General features: G+C 39.1%; 23 protein-coding genes. 22 read left to right on the top strand and 1 reads right to left on the bottom strand.

From position 1 onward, the window contains the following. The first annotated feature begins 110 nt into the window (after nucleotides 1-110). From alaP to AC1DOS_RS03640, 20 genes are all read left to right on the top strand, one after another. Nucleotides 111-1433: an alanine permease AlaP gene (gene alaP, locus AC1DOS_RS03735; protein WP_477536463.1), complete on the top strand. Its 1323-nt coding sequence runs from the start codon at nucleotides 111-113 to the stop codon at nucleotides 1431-1433. 484 nt (nucleotides 1434-1917) lie between these two features. Next, nucleotides 1918-2547 carry a uracil phosphoribosyltransferase gene (gene upp / locus AC1DOS_RS03730; protein ID WP_477536448.1) on the top strand — a complete coding sequence of 210 codons (630 nt, stop codon included), beginning with the start codon at nucleotides 1918-1920 and terminating at the stop codon, nucleotides 2545-2547. Nucleotides 2548-2567: 20 nt separating this feature from the next. Continuing rightward, nucleotides 2568-3683, top strand: a complete 1116-nt coding sequence (gene wecB, locus AC1DOS_RS03725; RefSeq protein ID WP_477536447.1) for a non-hydrolyzing UDP-N-acetylglucosamine 2-epimerase — start codon at nucleotides 2568-2570, stop codon at nucleotides 3681-3683. A gap of 559 nt (nucleotides 3684-4242) precedes the next feature. After that, nucleotides 4243-4953, top strand: coding sequence for a F0F1 ATP synthase subunit A (gene atpB / locus AC1DOS_RS03720; RefSeq protein ID WP_108586098.1), 711 nt, complete (start codon nucleotides 4243-4245; stop codon nucleotides 4951-4953). A gap of 58 nt (nucleotides 4954-5011) precedes the next feature. Further along, entirely contained in the window at nucleotides 5012-5236 is a 225-nt protein-coding gene (atpE, locus tag AC1DOS_RS03715) for a F0F1 ATP synthase subunit C (protein WP_108586097.1), read from the top strand. 140 nt (nucleotides 5237-5376) lie between these two features. Beyond that, nucleotides 5377-5907 carry a F0F1 ATP synthase subunit B gene (atpF, locus tag AC1DOS_RS03710; protein WP_108586096.1) on the top strand — a complete coding sequence of 177 codons (531 nt, stop codon included), beginning with the start codon at nucleotides 5377-5379 and terminating at the stop codon, nucleotides 5905-5907. Continuing rightward, entirely contained in the window at nucleotides 5904-6440 is a 537-nt protein-coding gene (locus tag AC1DOS_RS03705; protein ID WP_108586095.1) for a F0F1 ATP synthase subunit delta, read from the top strand. The genes atpF and AC1DOS_RS03705 overlap by 4 nt, the downstream gene beginning before the upstream one ends. Nucleotides 6441-6467: 27 nt before the next feature. Next, entirely contained in the window at nucleotides 6468-7976 is a 1509-nt protein-coding gene (gene atpA, locus AC1DOS_RS03700; RefSeq protein WP_108586094.1) for a F0F1 ATP synthase subunit alpha, read from the top strand. 42 nt (nucleotides 7977-8018) lie between these two features. After that, nucleotides 8019-8876 carry an ATP synthase F1 subunit gamma gene (gene atpG / locus AC1DOS_RS03695; protein ID WP_108586093.1) on the top strand — a complete coding sequence of 286 codons (858 nt, stop codon included), beginning with the start codon at nucleotides 8019-8021 and terminating at the stop codon, nucleotides 8874-8876. Nucleotides 8877-8906: 30 nt separating this feature from the next. Further along, nucleotides 8907-10322, top strand: a complete 1416-nt coding sequence (gene atpD, locus AC1DOS_RS03690; protein ID WP_108586092.1) for a F0F1 ATP synthase subunit beta — start codon at nucleotides 8907-8909, stop codon at nucleotides 10320-10322. Nucleotides 10323-10346: 24 nt separating this feature from the next. Next, the gene (locus tag AC1DOS_RS03685; RefSeq protein ID WP_108586091.1) at nucleotides 10347-10754 is read left to right on the top strand and encodes a F0F1 ATP synthase subunit epsilon; all 408 of its coding nucleotides are present in this window, start codon (nucleotides 10347-10349) and stop codon (nucleotides 10752-10754) included. 187 nt (nucleotides 10755-10941) lie between these two features. Further along, the gene (locus tag AC1DOS_RS03680) at nucleotides 10942-11178 is read left to right on the top strand and encodes a DUF1146 family protein (RefSeq protein ID WP_477536446.1); all 237 of its coding nucleotides are present in this window, start codon (nucleotides 10942-10944) and stop codon (nucleotides 11176-11178) included. A gap of 369 nt (nucleotides 11179-11547) precedes the next feature. Then, nucleotides 11548-12846, top strand: a complete 1299-nt coding sequence (murA, locus tag AC1DOS_RS03675) for a UDP-N-acetylglucosamine 1-carboxyvinyltransferase (RefSeq protein WP_477536445.1) — start codon at nucleotides 11548-11550, stop codon at nucleotides 12844-12846. A 944-nt stretch (nucleotides 12847-13790) separates the two neighbouring features. Continuing rightward, complete coding sequence (spoIID, locus tag AC1DOS_RS03670; RefSeq protein WP_477536444.1) at nucleotides 13791-14663, top strand: stage II sporulation protein D; 873 nt, start codon at nucleotides 13791-13793, stop codon at nucleotides 14661-14663. Nucleotides 14664-14697: 34 nt separating this feature from the next. Beyond that, on the top strand, nucleotides 14698-15357 hold the full coding sequence (locus AC1DOS_RS03665; RefSeq protein ID WP_477536443.1) for a peptidoglycan DD-metalloendopeptidase family protein: 660 nt from the start codon (nucleotides 14698-14700) through the stop codon (nucleotides 15355-15357). Nucleotides 15358-15412: 55 nt separating this feature from the next. Continuing rightward, nucleotides 15413-15685: a sporulation transcriptional regulator SpoIIID gene (locus tag AC1DOS_RS03660; protein WP_108586087.1), complete on the top strand. Its 273-nt coding sequence runs from the start codon at nucleotides 15413-15415 to the stop codon at nucleotides 15683-15685. A 139-nt stretch (nucleotides 15686-15824) separates the two neighbouring features. Beyond that, nucleotides 15825-16814, top strand: coding sequence for a rod shape-determining protein MreB (mreB, locus tag AC1DOS_RS03655; protein ID WP_477536462.1), 990 nt, complete (start codon nucleotides 15825-15827; stop codon nucleotides 16812-16814). 48 nt (nucleotides 16815-16862) lie between these two features. Then, the gene (locus AC1DOS_RS03650) at nucleotides 16863-17180 is read left to right on the top strand and encodes a DNA-directed RNA polymerase subunit beta (RefSeq protein WP_477536442.1); all 318 of its coding nucleotides are present in this window, start codon (nucleotides 16863-16865) and stop codon (nucleotides 17178-17180) included. Between the two features lie 46 nt (nucleotides 17181-17226). Next, nucleotides 17227-17670 carry a 3-hydroxyacyl-ACP dehydratase FabZ gene (gene fabZ, locus AC1DOS_RS03645; RefSeq protein ID WP_108586177.1) on the top strand — a complete coding sequence of 148 codons (444 nt, stop codon included), beginning with the start codon at nucleotides 17227-17229 and terminating at the stop codon, nucleotides 17668-17670. 220 nt (nucleotides 17671-17890) lie between these two features. Next, a complete protein-coding gene (locus AC1DOS_RS03640; RefSeq protein ID WP_477536441.1) occupies nucleotides 17891-18184 on the top strand; it encodes a hypothetical protein in 294 nt (97 codons plus the stop codon). Nucleotides 18185-18288: 104 nt separating this feature from the next. On the opposite strand, the gene AC1DOS_RS03635 is transcribed toward AC1DOS_RS03640, so the two are convergent. Next, nucleotides 18289-18726: a YwpF family protein gene (locus AC1DOS_RS03635; protein WP_477536440.1), complete on the bottom strand. Its 438-nt coding sequence runs from the start codon at nucleotides 18724-18726 to the stop codon at nucleotides 18289-18291. Nucleotides 18727-18991: 265 nt separating this feature from the next. On the opposite strand from AC1DOS_RS03635, the gene AC1DOS_RS03630 reads away from it, so the two are divergent. Continuing rightward, the gene (locus AC1DOS_RS03630; protein WP_108586083.1) at nucleotides 18992-19411 is read left to right on the top strand and encodes a single-stranded DNA-binding protein; all 420 of its coding nucleotides are present in this window, start codon (nucleotides 18992-18994) and stop codon (nucleotides 19409-19411) included. A gap of 77 nt (nucleotides 19412-19488) precedes the next feature. Then, on the top strand, nucleotides 19489-19629 hold the full coding sequence (locus tag AC1DOS_RS03625; protein ID WP_477536439.1) for a hypothetical protein: 141 nt from the start codon (nucleotides 19489-19491) through the stop codon (nucleotides 19627-19629). The last annotated feature ends 529 nt before the right edge of the window (nucleotides 19630-20158 follow it).

The raw sequence follows: 20158 nt of genomic DNA, 5'->3' as shown, positions 1-20158 counted from the left end.
TAAATCGTTACTAAAAGTTAACACGCGTACAAAAGGGGGAAACAAGTTTGAAGAATAATTCACAATCAAAAGGACTTCAACGTGGATTGGAAGAAAGGCATATCACACTTATGTCCCTGGGAGCTGCTATTGGGGTAGGTCTATTCCTGGGATCTGCTACAGCGATTAAATTAGCTGGACCAAGTATATTATTAGGTTATGCATTCAGCGGACTTATGATGTTTTTTATTATGAGAGCGCTAGGGGAAATGGCGATTCACAAACCAGTAGCAGGTTCGTTCAGTAAATATGCACGGGATTACTTAGGACCACTTGCAGGATACATAACAGGTTGGAATTATTGGTTCTTATGGGTTGTTACTTGTATGGCCGAGATAACGGCTGTGGGAATTTATATGGAGTTTTGGTATCCAGATACTCCTCGTTGGATCTGGGCATTAATTGCATTAGTCGCAATGGCTGGTGTTAATTTCCTTGCTGTAAAAGCATATGGTGAACTGGAGTTTTGGTTTGCTTTGATTAAAATAGTAACGATTATTGCGATGATTTTCGTCGGAATAGGCATGATTACTTTTGGAATCGGTAACGGTGGTATTGCAACGGGTATTAGTAATCTATGGGAAAACGGTGGATTCTTCCCGAATGGAATAAAGGGACTACTATTATCACTACAAATGGTCATGTTCGCATATCTAGGAATTGAAATGATTGGTGTAACTGCCGGTGAAGTTAAAAATCCGGAGAAAACATTAGCCCGAGCGATTGATTCGGTCTTCTGGCGTATTCTTATCTTTTATGTGGGAGCATTGTTTGTTATTATGTCCATTTATCCGTGGGATGAAATCGGATCAAAAGGCAGTCCGTTTGTAATGGCTTTTGAACAAATTGGGATACCAGGCGCAGCGGGTATTATTAACTTTGTAATCTTAACTGCAGCTCTTTCTTCATGTAATAGTGGACTATTTAGTACAGGAAGAATGTTATTTAACCTTGCAGAACATGGTCAAGCTCCAAAGAATTTTGGAAAACTAACAAAAAACGGTGTTCCTGGAACAGCTGTTCTTGCCACATCTGTTGTGTTATTAGTCGGAGTTCTTTTAAATTACATTGTTCCAGCTAAGGTATTCACTTGGGTAACGAGTATTGCTACTTTCGGAGCTATTTGGACATGGGGGATTATCCTGTTATCACAAATCAGTTTCCGTAAAGGATTGAAACCTAAGGAGAAAGAAAAATTGAAATATAAAGTGCCTTTATTTCCATTCACTTCATACCTTGCACTTGCATTCTTGGCGTTTGTTATTATTGTAATGGCTTACAATCCTGATACAAGAATCGCTCTTGTCGTTGGACCGTTATGGCTTATTTTCTTAACGTTATACTATTATGGAAAAGGCTATCATAAAAAAACGAGCAAACATACTGTGAATTGAAGATAGGTTAACTTCTATAGGAAAGCACCATAGACTTTTATGTCTGTGGTGCTTTTTTAAGTTCTATTTCTATAATTTTTGATATATTAGCTATCAAATCTAGCTTTTTTGAATATATCCTCTACCAACGAATGGGAATAAACACCTCGTGAGTGGGAAGAAACTAAAATGAACGGGAATAACCACAAACTCTAAGCGAAAACCAAACTAATTGGCCCCACACACATTCCGTTTGGGAGTTCTTTGTAGTGAACAGGAATAAACAGAGAGTGAACAGGAATAATGCAGCAACGAAAGGGATTAAACACCTCCCGAGTGGGAATAAATCAAAATGAATGGGAATAACCACAACTCCGAACACATCAAGACCACAAATCAAACCGATATTATGAACTTTCTAAAAAATGTGATTTCGTTTCAAGTCGAGCGTTATGGGTTTTTTCTGCTATAATAGATGAAGTTTGTACGTAAAGGAGAGGGCATTATGGGAAAAGTATTCGTATTTGATCATCCATTGATCCAACATAAATTAACTTTTATTCGAGATAAGAGAACGGGAACAAAAGAATTCCGTGAATTGGTAGACGAAGTAGCAACTTTGATGGCGTTTGAGATTACACGTGATATGCCTTTAGATGAAGTTGAAGTAGAAACACCAGTCACTACTGCGAAAGCAAAAGTTTTATCAGGTAAAAAAATAGGGATCGTTCCAATTTTACGTGCTGGAATCGGCATGGTAGACGGTATTCTGAAATTAATGCCTGCTGCTAAAGTTGGACATATCGGTTTATACCGCGATCCAGAAACACTACAACCAATTGAATATTATGTGAAGCTCCCAGCGGATGTTGAAGAGCGTGATTTTATATTAGTTGACCCAATGCTAGCAACGGGTGGATCTGCATTAGTTGCCATTAACGCATTGAAAAAGCGCGGTGCTAAAAACATTAAGTTTATGTGTTTAATTGCTGCTCCAGAAGGTGTAGAAATTCTTAAAGAAGCTCATCCAGATGTTGACATCTACATTGCTGCTCTTGATGAAAAACTGGACGACCATGGTTACATCGTTCCTGGACTTGGCGACGCAGGTGACCGTTTGTTCGGAACAAAATAAGTAAAAGGAAGTGTTTAACCTTGACGAAAAAATGGAAAGTCATGACGATTTTTGGGACACGCCCAGAAGCAATTAAAATGGCACCACTCGTTTTAGAACTTGAAAAACATTCCGATGACATTGAATCAATCGTGACAGTCACTGCGCAACATCGCCAAATGCTCGATCAAGTATTGGATACATTTGGGATCAAACCGGACTTCGATTTGAATATGATGAAAGACCGTCAAACTTTAATAGACGTGACAACACGAGGACTTGAAGGTTTGGATGCAGTAATGAAAGAAGCAAAGCCTGACATCGTATTAGTTCACGGTGATACGACTACGACTTTCATTGCTAGCTTAGCGGCATTTTACAATCAAATTGCGGTAGGTCACGTGGAAGCGGGACTTCGTACTTTTAATAAGTACTCACCGTATCCAGAAGAAATGAACCGTCAATTAACTGGTGTGATGGCAGATCTTCATTTCTCTCCAACAGAAGTGTCAGCTGACAACCTTCGTCGTGAAAACAAGCCGGAAGATCGCATTGTAGTTACAGGCAACACTGCAATTGATGCTTTAAAAACAACGGTACGCGAAGAGTATACGCACCCTGTGTTAGAACAAGTTGGCTCAGACCGTATGATTTTATTAACTGCTCATCGACGTGAAAACTTAGGACAACCTATGCGCAACATGTTCCGTGCAATTAAACGACTAATTGAAGAACATGATGACATTCAAGTGGTCTATCCTGTTCATATGAATCCAGCTGTCAGAGAAGTGGCAAATGAAGTACTTGGAAATGATCCAAGAATCCACTTAATTGAACCATTAGAAGTACTCGATTTCCATAACTTCGCAGCACGTTCTTTCATTATATTGACTGATTCAGGCGGCGTTCAAGAAGAAGCACCTTCTTTAGGGAAGCCTGTTCTTGTATTACGCGACACGACTGAACGTCCTGAAGGAATTGCAGCAGGTACATTGAGGTTGGCGGGCACGGATGAAGAGACAATCTACGGCTTAGCAAAAGAATTGCTTACAAATGAAGCGACTTATGCTTCAATGTCAAAAGCATCAAATCCGTATGGTGATGGTGAAGCATCAAGACGTATCGTTGAAGCTTTGAAAGACTATTTAAATAAGTAGAATAAAATTAAAGGGACCGCCTGAGCAGTCCCCTTAATTTTTGCTAAAAACCACCTAATAATCGGATATCAGTAACAATTCAGCCCGCTATYTTAAAATTTGTCGACAATATGTCGAGTATAGCGACTTTGTGAAGTTTTTCACGGGAATCAATTGACTTCATTTTACCCATATTGTATGCTTACAAAGGGTTAAATGAGAGGGTTTTCATTCACTGTAAAAACTATGAAATCTTGTCAAATCTTCTTCCTATCAGGTTTGCAGTTTTACTATATTATGTAAAAACGTCAAGACTATCTGCATAAAAGAAGAAATCCTTTACAAGAATGATGTTTATGTATAGGAAACAACTCTTTTGTTTAAGTTTTAAATGAAAGACCATACATACAAGAGTTCCCGTAAAAATACCCATTGTAACAATTTCTTTCGGTTTGCACGAAGAATGTCGAAACCAAAAGAAACAATGAATTTAGTAATCTCGAATGACTACTAATATTAGTAGTCAGGATTATATACACGAAAAACTCTATACCGAATTGTGAAAGAGAGGTGAATGCACGTGCATCATGAGAACCCAACGCATGAGTGGCTTGGACTTACGTTCAATCTTTCAAACGTTATGATGCTTACCGTAACGGCACTTATCGTTCTATTAATTGCAGTAGTATCTACTCGGAACTTAAGTTTAAAGCCAACTGGTATGCAAAATTTTATGGAGTGGTTAATGGACTTCGTAAAAGGGATTATCAAAAGCAATATGGACTGGAATTCAGGTGGTAGGTTCCATATTCTGGGTATTACGCTTATCATGTTCATCTTTGTTTCGAACATGTTAGGTTTACCATTTTCAATCATTATAGATGGTGTTTTGTGGTGGAAATCTCCAACCGCAGATCCAATCATAACGATGACATTAGCAGTTATGGTCATGGTATTAACTCATTACTATGGTATCAAATTAAAAGGCCTTTCCGAATACGGAAAAGACTATTTAAAACCATTACCATTCCTTCTGCCCCTAAAAATCGTAGAAGAGTTTGCCAATACGGTAACACTTGGTCTTCGACTTTACGGGAATATTTATGCAGGAGAAGTATTGTTAGGTTTACTAGCAGGTATAGGTGGTGCAAGTTTCCTTGGTTTTGCAGGAGCCTTACTTCCAACGCTTGCTTGGCAAGGTTTCTCGATTTTCGTTGGAACGATTCAAGCTTTCATTTTCGTTATTTTAACAATGGTTTATATGTCTCACAAAGTGAGTCATGATCATTAAGCATAATTTGTTCATTTACTGAACAGGAAAAAATACAAATTTCTAGGAGGCAACACACATGGAAGGTCAAATTGGAGTATTAGCAGCAGCAATAGCAATCGGTTTAGGAGCACTTGGAGCAGGTATTGGTAACGGATTAATCGTTTCAAAAACAATCGAGGGTATGGCTCGCCAACCTGAAGCACGTGGTTTATTACAAACAACAATGTATATCGGTGTAGCATTAGTTGAAGCACTTCCGATCATCGCAGTAGTTATCGCGTTTATCGTATTAAATAAATAAGTAATAGTTAACATGAAATGGCGAAGTTATCTTGAAGACTCTTCGTCATTCTCTTATGGATGTTTGACTTTTTAAACATGAAAATCCATCTTTTTAGATTCACATAAAGACTTGAAGCTCTTGAAGGGAGTGAAACAATCGTGTTTTTGGATTACCTCGTACTGAATGCCACTGAAGCTCATGTAGATAAATTGAACACTGGTGACATTTTTGCTACTTTAACCGTCTTCATCCTTTTAATGTTCCTATTGAAGAAATTCGCTTGGGGTCCATTGATGGGTATAATGAAACAACGTGAAGATTTAATTGCAAGTGAAATCGAAGCAGCTGAAACTACGCGCTTAGAATCACATCAATTATTAGAAGAACAACGTGCGTTATTAAAAGAAGCACGTACAGAAGCACAAGGGATTGTTGAAAACGCGAAGCATCAAGGTGACGCACAACGTGAAGAAATTATCACGACTGCACGCGCTGAAGCAACACGTTTGAAAGAATCAGCTGTTCGTGAGATTGAAACAGAAAAAGAAAAAGCGATTGCAGCAGTACGCGCAGAAGTCGTATCTCTATCTGTACTTGCGGCATCTAAAGTTCTTGGAAAGCAAATTTCTGAGGAAGATAACCGTGCGTTAATCGAAGAAACGATTGCGAAGGCAGGCGATGTAGTGTGAGTCAATCAACTGCAGCGAAACGATATGCTCTAGCATTATTTCAACTAGCACAACAACATAACCAATTAGCTCATGTAGAAGAAGATTTACGTGAAGTGAAAATGGTATTTAAAGAAAATAGTGAATTACAAGCTATGCTTGCTTCACCAAAACTTTCTTCAGACCGAAAGAAAGAATTAATTCGTGAGTTATTCGGCCAAGCTAATCCATTTGTAGTGAACACATTACAAGTATTAATAGACCGTAAACGAATCAACGAAGTAGTAGCAGTTGCTACTGAATTTGCAACACTTTCAAACGAAGCTCAAGGTATAGCTGACGCAAAAGTATTCTCAACACGTCCTTTAACGGATGATGAGCGTGCGGCGATTTCGTCTGCATTTGCACAAAAGATTGGGAAACAATCGTTACGTATAGAAAATGAAATCGATCCATCATTACTTGGTGGTATTCGCATTCAAATCGGCAATCGTATTTTCGATAGTAGCGTTAGCGCTAAGCTTGATCGCTTGAAGAAACAACTTATCGGTTAATAATAAGAATTGAAAGAGGTGACATACATGAGCATCAAAGCTGAAGAAATCAGCGTTCTAATTAAGAAGCAGATTGAAAATTATCAATCTGAAATGAAAGTWAGCGATGTAGGTACAGTTATCCAAATTGGTGATGGTATCGCTCGTGCTCATGGTCTCGACAACGTCATGGCTGGAGAGTTAATTGAATTCTCAACTGGTGTTATGGGTATGGCACAAAACTTAGAAGCTAATAACGTAGGTATCGTTATTCTAGGACCATATTCAGATATCAAAGAAGGCGATGAAGTACGTCGTACAGGCCGTATTATGGAAGTACCAGTTGGACATGAATTGATTGGCCGCGTTGTCAATCCACTTGGACAACCAGTTGATGGTTTAGGCCCAATCAACACTACTAAATCACGCCCAATCGAAAGCCCAGCACAAGGTGTTATGGCCCGTAAATCGGTTCATGAACCATTGCAAACTGGTATTAAAGCGATTGATGCATTAGTACCAATCGGTCGTGGTCAACGTGAGTTAATCATCGGTGACCGTCAAACAGGTAAAACATCTGTTGCAATCGATACAATTTTAAACCAAGCTGACCAAAACATGATTTGTATTTACGTAGCAATCGGTCAAAAAGAATCGACTGTTCGTAACGTAGTTGAAACGCTCCGTAAAAACGGCGCTTTAGAATACACAATCGTTGTTACTGCTTCAGCATCACAACCAGCTCCATTATTATACTTAGCTCCATACACAGGTATAACTATGGCTGAAGAGTTCATGTTCGAAGGCAAGCACGTATTGGTTGTTTATGATGATTTATCAAAACAAGCTGCTGCTTACCGCGAACTTTCATTATTACTTCGTCGTCCTCCAGGTCGTGAAGCATATCCAGGGGATGTATTCTACTTACATAGCCGTTTACTAGAGCGCGCTGCGAAGTTGAATGAAACACTTGGATCAGGTTCGATTACAGCTCTTCCATTCGTTGAAACACAAGCTGGAGATATCTCTGCTTATATTCCAACAAACGTAATTTCGATTACAGATGGACAGATCTTCTTACAATCTGACTTATTCTTCTCAGGTGTTCGTCCAGCAATCAACGCAGGTTTATCTGTATCTCGTGTTGGTGGATCAGCTCAAATTAAAGCAATGAAAAAAGTTGCGGGTACACTACGTCTTGACTTAGCTGCATTCCGTGAACTTGAAGCCTTTGCTCAATTTGGTTCTGACCTTGATAAAATTACACAAGGAAAACTTAACCGTGGAGCACGTACAGTAGAAGTATTGAAACAAGACTTGAATAAACCGATTAAGGTTGAAAAACAAGTTATTATTCTTTACGCTCTAACACGTGGCCACTTAGATGATATTGCAGTACAAGATATCGTACGTTTTGAGAACGAATTGTATAGCTGGTTAGATTCAAACCACACAAACGTTTTAGATCACATCCGTACTACAAAAGATCTTCCTGCTGACGAAGACTTAGTAAACGCAATCTCAGCGTTTAAAAAGACATTTGCAAAATCAGAGTAATCTTTTTGGATGAATAAAAAACGATAAGGTGGTGAAATACCAGTGGCATCATTACGCGACATTAAAAGCCGAATAACATCGACTAAGAAAACGAGCCAAATTACAAAAGCGATGCAAATGGTGTCGGCTTCGAAAATGAACCGTGCAGAATTGAATGCGAAATCATTCGTTCCGTATATGGCGAAAATTCAAGAAGTCGTAGGAGCAATTGCTTCAGGAACTAGTGACAGTGGACATTCAATGTTGAAGTCACGTCCTGTAGCGAAAACTGCTTACCTCGTCATCACTGCCGATCGTGGACTTGCAGGTGCATACAACAGTAACGTGTTACGTGCTGTAACGAATGCAATTCGCGAACGTCATACGTCAAATGACCAATTTGTAATCTTTGCAGTTGGACGTATCGGGAGTGATTTCTTCACGAAACGCGGCATTACAGTAATTGAAAGTGCGGTCGGTTTACCTGATCAGCCTTCATTTGCTGATATTAAGGAAATTGCGCGCAAGGCTGTTGGTATGTTCACAGAAGGTACGTATGATGAACTTTATATGTATTACAACCATTATGTTAGCGCCATTCAACAAGACGTTACAGAGAAAAAGGTGCTTCCGTTAACGGACATCACTCCATCAAGTGCAACAACATCATATGAATTCGAGCCTTCAGCCGATGCCATTCTTGAAGTGTTGCTTCCACAATATGCGGAAAGCTTGATCTATGGTGCTTTACTAGACGGCAAAGCAAGTGAACATGCTGCACGTATGACAGCAATGAAGAGCGCAACCGATAACGCAAGTGAATTAATTAGCTCATTAACATTACAATTTAACCGTGCTCGTCAAGCGGCGATTACTCAAGAAATCACAGAAATCGTTGGCGGCGTAGCGGCTCTAGAATAGAAGTAGTAAGTAAGACAGGAGGGAACAAGTATGAACAAAGGACACGTTCTTCAAGTAATGGGTCCAGTTGTTGACGTAAAGTTCAACAACGGCCAATTACCTTCAATCTATAATGCATTGACAGTTACGATTGAACGTCCGAACCAAGAACCAACAACTTTAACTCTTGAAGTTGCTTTGCACCTTGGTGACGACTCTGTACGTACAGTAGCTATGTCATCTACAGATGGCTTAAAGCGTGGTGCAGAAGTTACAGACGCTGGTACGGCAATTACCGTTCCAGTTGGTGACATCACTCTAGGTCGTGTATTCAACGTACTTGGTGAAATAATTGACTTAGGCGAAGAAATCCCAGTTGCAAATCGCCGTGATCCAATTCACCGTCTTGCACCAACATTTGAACATCTTTCAACTGAAGTTGAAATTCTTGAAACAGGTATCAAAGTAGTAGATTTATTAGCACCTTACATTAAAGGTGGTAAAATTGGTCTCTTCGGTGGCGCTGGTGTAGGTAAAACTGTACTTATCCAAGAATTAATTAACAACATCGCACAAGAGCACGGCGGTATCTCAGTATTCGCAGGTGTTGGAGAGCGTACGCGTGAAGGAAATGACTTATTCCACGAGATGAGCGATTCTGGCGTAATCAAGAAAACAGCAATGGTATTTGGTCAAATGAACGAGCCGCCTGGTGCACGTATGCGTGTTGCCTTGACTGGTTTGACAATGGCTGAGTATTTCCGTGATGATCAAGGTGCAGACGTACTTTTATTCATCGATAACATCTTCCGTTTCACTCAAGCAGGATCTGAAGTATCAGCCTTACTAGGTCGTATGCCATCAGCCGTTGGTTACCAACCAACACTTGCTACTGAAATGGGTCAATTACAAGAGCGAATCACGTCAACGAACAAAGGTTCAGTAACTTCAATTCAAGCGATTTACGTTCCTGCCGATGACTATACGGATCCAGCTCCTGCAACAACATTTGCTCACTTAGACGCAACAACAAACTTAGAGCGTAAACTTTCTGAAATGGGTATTTACCCAGCAGTAGATCCTTTGGCTTCAACTTCACGTGCATTGTCACCTGGAATTGTTGGCGAAGAACACTACTCAGTTGCTCGTCAAGTACAATCAACACTTCAACGCTACAAAGAACTTCAAGATATCATTGCGATTCTTGGTATGGATGAGTTATCTGATGAAGACAAGCAAACGGTTAACCGTGCACGTCGTATTCAGTTCTACTTATCTCAAAACTTCCACGTAGCGGAGCAATTCACAGGTCAAAAAGGTTCATACGTTCCTGTAAAAGAAACGATTCAAGGATTCAAACAAATTCTTGAAGGCAAATTTGACCACTTACCTGAAGATGCTTTCCGTTTAGTTGGACGTATTGAAGAAGTTATTGAAAAAGCGAAAAGCATGGGCGTTGAAGTTTAATTACAGGGACCAGGAGGGGAAAAAATGAAGACCATCAAAGTCAATATTGTCACTCCCGACGGCCCGGTATACGATTCTGAAGTCAACATGGTCATTGCCAACACGACATCTGGAGAAATTGGTGTTTTACCTGGACACATTCCAATGGTCGCTCCACTTAAAGTGGGAGCCATTCGATTGAAAAAAGACGGACAAACTGATATCGTCGCTTTAAGCGGAGGTTTCATCGAAGTCCGTCCTGACCAGGTATCGATCTTAGCTCAATCAGCTGAAGTATCATCTACCATTGATCTAGAACGAGCGAAGGAAGCAGTGAAACGTGCTGAAGAACGTCTGAACTTATCACAACAAGACGACGTCGATTTCAAACGCGCGGAACTATCTTTGAGACGCGCAATGAATCGTATCAACGTTTATGAGGGTAACATCTAAAAGAGATGACGAGTCGAGGAGAAACATTCTCTTCGACTCGTTTTTTTATGTCTTTTATAGCGACTTAATAGAATTTATTGTGTGTTGTCATTATGATATCAAGACGAAAGAGACATACTCGCGAAAACCTAAGTAAAGTCTCTTTTATTATAAAAACAACCAACTTTGTTGAAAGGAGTTCATACATATGTATAATGAAATCGGTCAACAAGCAATTCTAGGTGTTTTATCGCATGCATTTTTTATTGGAATAACATTCTTTGCATTAAGAGCAGTTATGTTAGAGAAAATTGTCAAAAAACATCATGTGTTTCAAGTTCAACTTCTATATATTCTTATAAGTATTGCCATAGGTACTACTGTATCCGACTTTTTCCTCTCAATGTCGAATTGGTCAAAACAATTACCGTACCTTTTTATGTAGTATTTGCTCTTTATGTCCATAAAGATGAAGATCGTTCATAGCTATGGCCATGGAGAGAAAATAATATTCCCCGGGAAATAAATTGTCGAAGGATGTTTGAAACTTTAAATATAGGGAAAAAATTAATAGATTCATTTAATATGAAAAAGAGTTTTGTTTTCACCGACACAAAGGCCTCGTTATGTACGTATCATATAAGACAGTTTCTTGTCGATTTTTATTATGAAAAATCAATGTATCGATACTTGTGTTAAACACAAAATGACTGTAATATTAATAATGTTTTATTCCTAATTTATGACATCATACGAGTTAAATCGACAGATAGATAAAAATCAAATCAATTTCGAAAACATGGAGGGTCAATCATTGGAAAAGATAGTTGTAAAAGGCGGCAACAAGTTAACAGGGAAAGTAAGAGTTGAAGGTGCTAAAAACGCGGTATTACCGGTTTTAGCTGGAGCTCTTTTAGCTACTAAAGGAAAAAATATTATTCGTGACGTAGCCAATTTAGCTGATGTTTATACGATTAATGAGGTTTTAAAAAGCTTAGGAGCTACGGTAGAATATTACCCAGAACGCAATGAAGTTATTATCGATTCATCTGAGACTTTATTAAGTGAAGCTCAATTTGAATATGTACGTAAAATGAGAGCATCTATATTAGTCATGGGTCCAATTTTAGCTCGTAATGGTTTTGCTCGAGTTGCGCTTCCTGGTGGTTGTGCAATAGGTTCACGACCAATCGATCAACATCTAAAAGGTTTTGAAGCAATGGGCGCTGAAATTTCATTTGGTCACGGATTCGTAGAGGCAAAAACTGAAGGTCGTCTAAAAGGTGCTAAAATCTATTTCGACTTCCCAAGCGTTGGTGCAACTGAAAACATTATGACGGCTGCAGCTTTAGCTGAAGGTACAACAATTATTGAAAATGCTGCAAAAGAACCAGAAATTGTTGATTTAGCAAACTTCATTAACGAAATGGGTGGACGTGTTATTGGTGCAGGTACCGACACAATTCGCATTGAAGGTGTTTTAGAGCTTGAAGGTACACTTCACCATATTATCCCTGACCGTATCGAAGCAGGTACATTTATGGTAGCTGCAGCAATTACACAAGGCGATATTACAATTGTAAACGCTGTTCCTGAACATATGACAGCGCTAATTGCTAAAATGGAAGAAATGGGCGTTCAAATCAATGAAGAAGAAGACGGACTTCGAATCCGTGCAACTAAAATATTGAAGTCTGTTGATATTAAAACAATGCCTCACCCAGGTTTCCCTACTGACATGCAATCGCAAATGATGGCATTAATGTTAACGGCAACTGGTAATGGTATGCTAACTGAAACTGTATTTGAAAATCGTTTTATGCACGTAGAAGAATTCCGCCGCATGAACGGTAATGTTAAAATCGAGGGCCGTTCTGTTATTATGGAAGGTCCATCTGATTTACAAGGTGCAGAAGTGGCAGCAACTGATTTACGTGCAGCTGCAGCATTAATTTTAGCTGGTCTAGCTTCTGAAGGTGTAACACGTGTCACTGAGCTTTATCACTTAGATCGCGGTTACGTGAACTTCCACTTAAAATTAGCTTCACTTGGTGCAGATATTGAACGAGTCCCATCTGAATCATCTGATGAAAAGACTATGCAAACAGTTTAATTCCCTTATCCTATACTATGCAAAAACCGACATCTTATACCCAGATGTCGGTTTTTTTTGTTGAATTTTGTTTAACAGTGACGCGGCCATATTAAAGATTGGAAGGATTTCCATGTTTATTCCCTGTAATTTTGGTTTTTTCCCGTTCTTGATTGCTTTATTCCCATTCAATGCTATGTATTCCTTTTCGATGCGCAACTGTTGAAACCTTTAGTTACAAACATGAAGACTGAAGCCACTTTTTACTTACGTTTCAGGCGAGCTTTGGAAAGCATAATGCTTCACCTTTACCTAGTCCAACCGAAGATGCCATTTCGGCGGTTATAGCAATTTCTTTATTTTGGAGAATGTAATTCATTAGTAGCCCGCGATAGTGAAAGTACCCTTTAATTTTTTCTATAAAGTGAGTGTTAACTCCTAAAAGTTTCGATTCATTAGTAAACCAGACAATCATAACTATGGACGTCTAGGTTCCAAGGAAGCGAAGGACGCACACCAACTGCAAGATGATCTGTGGGCGAGTGAAGAAGTCACAAGCCCACCCTCTTAGTTCTATAGAACATAGTACAACTGAGGAAGCGTCCGAAGTGATCTGGAAACCTTTTCGCATTAAAGTAATTGTTTCTGTCAGTCAAAATTTTTTCCCGTTATATAAGTGTCACTACTAACATTCAGTATTAAAAATAAATTAAGCAGAAAGAGGCCGAAATATCATCTTCGGCCGAATATTTACTGAAAGGTAACATTTATTCTTTAGTTAACCAAACCATAAAATCTTGGACCTAAAGTATAAGGGGGGCTAGGGCGATAAGATTTCTACTTCCCTATAAGTTGAAGCAGAAACATATATCCCGATTAACACTTTTCATATATTGCTCTCTCAATACATATATTCCTTCATGAGATACTTAGCCACTATAATCGTATGTCTCTCTTTATTTCTCTTGCCACTGCAGTTAATTAAGAAATTACCGCAACATGTAGAAGAGTCTCCGCCTGACGACGCAATTGCTTGTGAACCTGTCATGATTCGCGTGGAGGGGCTTGGTGAGCCGCTTCCAATAGAAGAATACATCAAAGGTGTCGTTCAAGCGGAAATGCCTTCTACGTTCAACCTAGAGGCTTTAAAAGCACAAGCAATTGCAGCACGAACATTTGCACTCAAGACAACTAATTTTGGAGCAACTGCAATTAAACCTACAACCTCACACCAGGCGTTCATTTCAGAAAGCGAACGCACACCTCCAGCAAACATCGTAAAAGCAATCGCAGAAACAGCCTCTCAAATTCTCACCTATAACAATGAGCTCATTACAGCCATGTTCTTCTCGACTAGTAATGGTAAGACGGAAAGTGCAGAAGGATATAGCGGGAACAAAATTCCTTATTTGATTTCGACCGAAAGTACAGGTGATATCACTTCGCCAAAGTTTAACCAAACTAAAACATTTACTCTTAAAGAATGGAATGACGCATTTGGCTTTAACTGGACGGCAGATCATTTCAATAAACTATCTTTAAAACCCAATGAATCACAGCGAATTCAACAAGTGACAACCGTAAAACACGAATGGACGGGCCGGGAAATTCGTGACATATTGGGGCTCCCATCAACAGATTTTGACATTGATGCATCTAATCCTAATATTATTGCTGTGTCAACGAAGGGATACGGGCACGGGGTGGGGATGAGTCAATACGGAGCAAACGCAATGGCGCAGGAGGGGCGCAAAGCGGAAGACATCTTAAAGCATTATTATCCAAAAACCGAAATAAAAAATTTCCAATCTATTCAATCAACATGTTTAAAACCTTAAATCGCTGACAACACTAGCAACAGAGGTGATGAATATGCGAGAGGAAAAATCTAATAATCCTTCTCTATCAAAAAAATCAAGTAAGAAACAAACATGGCTTTGGCCAGCTATTTACGTAGGATTTTCGCTATTATTTGTCGGCATGATTTGGGGTTATAATGCGTTTATCAGCACGGAGGATAATGTTGCAAAAGGTCCTGGAAAAGAAGCTGACGGTAGTGGAAAAGAAATTGTAGTAAATGCGCAAAAGGAATCCATGAAATTCCCGTTTGACGAAGCTATGCTTGACAAAATGACAATTTTAAATGATTTCTATGATGTGACAGCTTCTGACGAGTCACAAGAAAATTCCCTTCTTGTATTCAATCAAACGTATGAAACGAATAACGGAATCGCAATTGCAATTGATGGAGAGCCTTTTGAAGTCAAAGCTGCGATGACAGGGAAAGTAAAAGAAGTAAATCTCGATCCATTCCTTGGTGACGAAGTTGTACTTGAACATGAAGATGGTCTTGTAACTCGTTATCGCTCAGTTAAAGAAATTTTAGTCAAAGTGGGAGATGTTGTTCCACAAGGTCAACCGCTTGCGACTACAACTGAAAATGATTTCAATGCAGCAGCGGGTGTTCATTTACAATTCGAAGTTTTTGATAAAGGTGAAGCAGTTAACCCACGTACGTATTTAGCGTTCTAAGTCCCAAATTTAAAGCATACGTTAAAGGAAACGTTCGGTACGGAAGGATGCGGTCTTGCACGAACAGATCCGGAAACGTTGCCTAGAGCTTGGTGAATTGGTCCATGAGACGGGTTTAACAGTACGCGCGGTTGCAAAGAAATCGGGCTACTCGAAAAGTACGGTGCACAAAGATTTAACGGAACGCTTAAAACTAGTGAATGAAGCACTGGCCAAAGATGTTAGTGAAATCCTTGCTTATCATAAGTCAATCCGACATATTCGGGGCGGGGAAGCAACGAAGCAAATGTGGAAACAAAAGGAAGAAAAAAGCGAAAAAACGTTATGACGAAAGACTCGTCATAACGTTTTTTGTCTGTGAAAAAAGATGTAATTGATAGTGCTTTATGGTAGAATAGTCAGTTAGTAGAGACAAAAAAGAACGGTAAAATATTTAAGGAAACACGGGAAGGGGAAACAAGGTGTTCATGTTTGCTAAGGATATTGGAATTGATCTTGGAACGGCAAATGTTTTAATACATGTAAAAGGAAAAGGAATTGTATTAAACGAGCCGTCAGTTGTGGCAATGGATCGGAAAACAAAGCGAGTTTTAGCAGTAGGGGAAGAAGCAAGACAAATGGTAGGTCGTACTCCGGGAAATATTGTGGCTATTCGTCCACTTAAAGATGGAGTCATCGCTGATTTTGATGTGACTGAAGCTATGTTAAAACATTTTATCAATAAAATAGATGTCAAAGGATTTTTCTCGAAGCCTCGAATTTTAATTTGTTGTCCTACAAATATTACAAGTGTAGAGCAAAAAGCTATTCGGGAAGCTGCTGAAAAATCTGGAGGTAAGAAAGTTTATTTAGAAGAAGAACCAAAAGTAGCTGCAATTGGAGCGGGTATGGATATTTTCCAACCAAGTGGTAACATGGTAGTTGACATTGGTGGAGGAACAACTGATGTTGCGGTTCTTTCGATGGGTGATATTGTAACATCTGAGTCAATTAGAGTAGCTGGAGATGTATTCGATAATGATATTTTACAATACATAAAACGTGAATATAAACTATTAATTGGTGAACGCACCTCTGAAAATATAAAAATACAGATAGGTACAGTGTTTGTAGGAGGACGTAATGAAGAAATGGATATTCGTGGACGTGACATGTTAACAGGTCTACCACGTACCATTACAGTTCATTCTGAAGAAATCGAAACATGCTTACGCGAGTCAATTGCACTAATTATCCAAGCAGCGAAAAATGTGCTTGAAAAAACGCCACCTGAATTGTCCGCTGACATTATTGATCGCGGTGTAATTTTAACTGGCGGAGGTGCTTTAATGCATGGAATGGATTCCTTATTAGCAGATGCCCTTAAAGTACCAGTATTGATTGCCGAGCACCCAATGGATTGTGTAGCCATTGGGACAGGAATGCTGCTAAATAACATTGGTAAAGTATCAAAATGACTTTAAAAGGAACGGCAACTTAAGCACAATTGATAAGGAGAGCGACGCATGACTAATGGAGTAAAAGACGTTGAAGTAAAAGACGTAAAACAACAAGTGAATACCCAAGCACCTTCAATGCGGAAGCAGCATAAAGTTGAGAAAGCTGAAAAAGCTGGGACTAAGGAAAATAAGAAAACTTGGTGGGTTCAAATCCGTCTTTTCCCGATATGGCTTCGCATCATCCTAGTTGCAGCTCTTGTAGTTGGCGCAATTGCAGCCGGTTTAACAATTGGTTATGGATATGTCGGTGACGGTAATCCAAAAGATGCCTTGAAATGGGATACGTGGCAACACATTTTGGATATATTAAACGGTAAGTCCTAAATCTACAATCTTTTATGCATTCTTATGAAAAGAGGAAACTAACTTGATATTATCAGCACAGCAAATTCAAGAGATTTTACCACATCGCTACCCATTTTTACTCGTTGATCGAATTATTGAAATTGAAGACGGTAAACGAGCAGTTGGGTTAAAAAACGTTTCCATTAATGAGGATTTTTTCAACGGACATTTCCCAGGATATCCAGTAATGCCAGGTGTGTTAATTATCGAAGCATTAGCACAAGTAGGCGGAGTTGCTTTATTAAATAAAGAAGAGAACAAAGGTCGTCTTGCTTTCTTAACTGGCGTTGATAACTGCCGTTTTAAACGTCAAGTTGTGCCTGGGGATCAACTTCGATTAGAAGTCGAGTTTGTTAAAATACGCGGTGCAATGGGCAAAGGACATGCAATTGCGACTGTAGATGGAGAAATTGCTTGCGAAACAGATATTTTATTTGCTCTTGGACCCATTGTTGAAAAAACAACATAATAAAAACAGTGGCAAAGGGAATACTRATTTTTAACGTAATGTAATTTACTTTTGTTCAAAAAAAAATTATTACTTTATTATTATGCGTCTAAAGATAAGCAGCATACGCCACTATAAAAAAGAAAAATAAAAAGCATAAATAGTTCTTTCCTTTCTAGGGTAACCTACTGTGAATCACACGAAGTGTGGTGATCGATTATAGAAAGGAGGGAACTTTTTAATGTGGAAAAAGACAACGATTGTATTTGGTATGAGTGCTTTATTATTAGTTGGTTGTAATATGAGAGACAATAACAAGGATGTACCACCAGCAAATCAAACGCCAATGGAAGATGTACGTGAAGATACACAAGATGTAGTACCTGGTACCAATGACGGAAATAAAGTTGAACCAACGCAGGAAGACAAAAACTTAGACAATGATAAAGACATGATGAAAGACCCGAATACGAAAGAAGAGGAAATATTAGAAGATGACATGGACGCTCGTGACGCAGATAACAAAGATGAGTAATTACTTATTTTGCATTTAGACTTACCCTGACAGTGGAAGGGTTTGACCTAAGGCCTTGCTCTTATTGTAGAACGAACAGATAGAAAAAGACTCGGTAGCTGTAATTAAACAGTAGCCGAGTCTTTTTTTAATTGAGGTCGTTGTCGCATATCGTTTTCAAAGCGAGTTATAAGCTGTTCACCTGTTAATCCATCTTGGACAAGTTCTGTCAGCAATTGTACCGCATACTTACGACGGGTTCGTGTTAACGTCCCTTTAAATAACACAGAAACATAATCCCCGATTGTTTTAACAGCGTATACAGCTACTTCAAAGCCTGCTGGTTCATTTTCAGGATATGAAATGACGACTTTTACTTCCATCAATTCACCTGAATTCTTAAATTGTTCGAAAAATGTACTGTCTGTTTTATCGACATACATTTCCAAAATCCACGACCGGTGGCTGTTTTCTTGATTAATAATGATGCCATMTACGAGGGGAATCGAGATGGTTTGGCCCCCTTGAACAACTGTCATGGACAACATCTTAAACGTTTTCAATAAGCTCACAGCCTTTCCGCAAAAGTATAATTGAATCTAGTATAACACAGTGTTGAAAAATCTTCGGAAACAAGGCAAAACGGCATTTTGACTAAATGGGTTTCAGCCTACAGCCAATTAGGTTTGTGCGATTTTTGTAAAAATATAGAAGTCGTAAAATTGAATTTTCCCTTGCACAAAAGTGGTCAAAATGAATTTTTGTCGCTTTGCGCACAATTTAAGTCCTTTGTACAATAAATTCAATACCTAAGAAGGAGGTGAATAAATGAATCAAGTTGGGATGATTGGGAGAATGACAAAGAATCCGGTACTTCGTCATTTGTCAGAAGGCAGAGTGCAAGCAAGTTTTGTTTTAGCCATACAACGTACCTACAAAAATGCAAAAGGAGATGAAGCGGATTTCGTGCTATGCACCGTATGGGGGAAACTGGCCGAACACACAGTTAAATATTGTGGTAAAGGCTCTCTTGTTGGGATTAATGGGCATATCCATTCCAGATCCTATCAAAAAGAAGATGGCAATCGCATATTCGTAACAGAAGTAATCGTTGAAGAAGTCCAGTTTTTACAAACGAAACCTAGAATTGACGAATCCTCTGAGCACAAACATGTGAATAAAGAATCACAAGCAAAAGAAGATTTCATTTTCACTGAAAAAGAGCATAAAGAATTACCTGTTGTGTAGCTTCGATTTCTCGGTAGACCGCACCGATGGTTAGTACACAATTTTTGTCAAATCCAATAGAAAGGAATTCACCCAATATGAAAGCGATACCTGATCACCTTGTTCGAATGGAACTACATATGGAACAACTAATTCGTATGATTGCACATTTGAATGAGCGAATCCTTGTGCTTGAACATAAACTCAGCGAACCAAGCTTAAGAATAGTGGGGAAATAACGCTTTACTTGATAGACAAGAGAGGAAAACCGGTCGCGTGAAGCACGACCGGTCTTGTACATAGATTGATAGAAATGGTTTTCTTAAAGAATTCCGCAAGAATGTAGACGTGGCAAGAGCCACAAATTGAGATGCAATTGTGTCTCTCTACGGGAGGGAATCATTCACGAATAGAAAAGTGGCAGTTGACTAGATTCCTGCCATCATAATATGGCCTTCGCAAGAGTGCACTCCCAGATGAAGAGCAAATGAGTCTCTGTATTGAGGGAAATGTTCTGCAGTATGTGGTTTTTGGATTTATTCCCGTTCATTTTGATTTATTCCTGTTGTGGAAGTGTTTATTCCCATTGGCATAGCGTTTATTCCTTTTCAACTAGAGTTTATTCCCTTTCACCCAGTTTCACCCAAAAAAAATTCTGTAAAGGAAGTGTCGCGAACAAGAAAGAATTCCGCAAAAATGAGACGTGCCAGGAGCCACAAATTGAGATGCGATTGTGGCTCTCTACGGGAGGGAAGCACTACCACAGGC

It is taken from the genome of Paenisporosarcina sp. P5_A11 (assembly GCF_056400705.1).
The sequence above is the reverse complement of the archived record's forward strand: the minus strand, read 5'-3'. Positions and strand labels throughout refer to the sequence as shown.

What these genes read in the sequence shown, in the direction of transcription:
- AC1DOS_RS03625 (WP_477536439.1), top strand. Translation starts at nt 19,489, where the DNA reads ATGAAAGCGATACCTGATCACCTTGTTCGAATGGAACTACATATGGAA.
- AC1DOS_RS03630 (WP_108586083.1), top strand. Translation starts at nt 18,992, where the DNA reads ATGAATCAAGTTGGGATGATTGGGAGAATGACAAAGAATCCGGTACTT.
- AC1DOS_RS03640 (WP_477536441.1), top strand. Translation starts at nt 17,891, where the DNA reads ATGTGGAAAAAGACAACGATTGTATTTGGTATGAGTGCTTTATTATTA.
- AC1DOS_RS03650 (WP_477536442.1), top strand. Translation starts at nt 16,863, where the DNA reads ATGACTAATGGAGTAAAAGACGTTGAAGTAAAAGACGTAAAACAACAA.
- AC1DOS_RS03665 (WP_477536443.1), top strand. Translation starts at nt 14,698, where the DNA reads ATGCGAGAGGAAAAATCTAATAATCCTTCTCTATCAAAAAAATCAAGT.
- AC1DOS_RS03680 (WP_477536446.1), top strand. Translation starts at nt 10,942, where the DNA reads ATGTATAATGAAATCGGTCAACAAGCAATTCTAGGTGTTTTATCGCAT.
- upp (WP_477536448.1), top strand. Translation starts at nt 1,918, where the DNA reads ATGGGAAAAGTATTCGTATTTGATCATCCATTGATCCAACATAAATTA.
- alaP (WP_477536463.1), top strand. Translation starts at nt 111, where the DNA reads ATGTCCCTGGGAGCTGCTATTGGGGTAGGTCTATTCCTGGGATCTGCT.
- AC1DOS_RS03685 (WP_108586091.1), top strand. Translation starts at nt 10,347, where the DNA reads ATGAAGACCATCAAAGTCAATATTGTCACTCCCGACGGCCCGGTATAC.
- atpE (WP_108586097.1), top strand. Translation starts at nt 5,012, where the DNA reads ATGGAAGGTCAAATTGGAGTATTAGCAGCAGCAATAGCAATCGGTTTA.
- mreB (WP_477536462.1), top strand. Translation starts at nt 15,825, where the DNA reads ATGTTTGCTAAGGATATTGGAATTGATCTTGGAACGGCAAATGTTTTA.
- atpD (WP_108586092.1), top strand. Translation starts at nt 8,907, where the DNA reads ATGAACAAAGGACACGTTCTTCAAGTAATGGGTCCAGTTGTTGACGTA.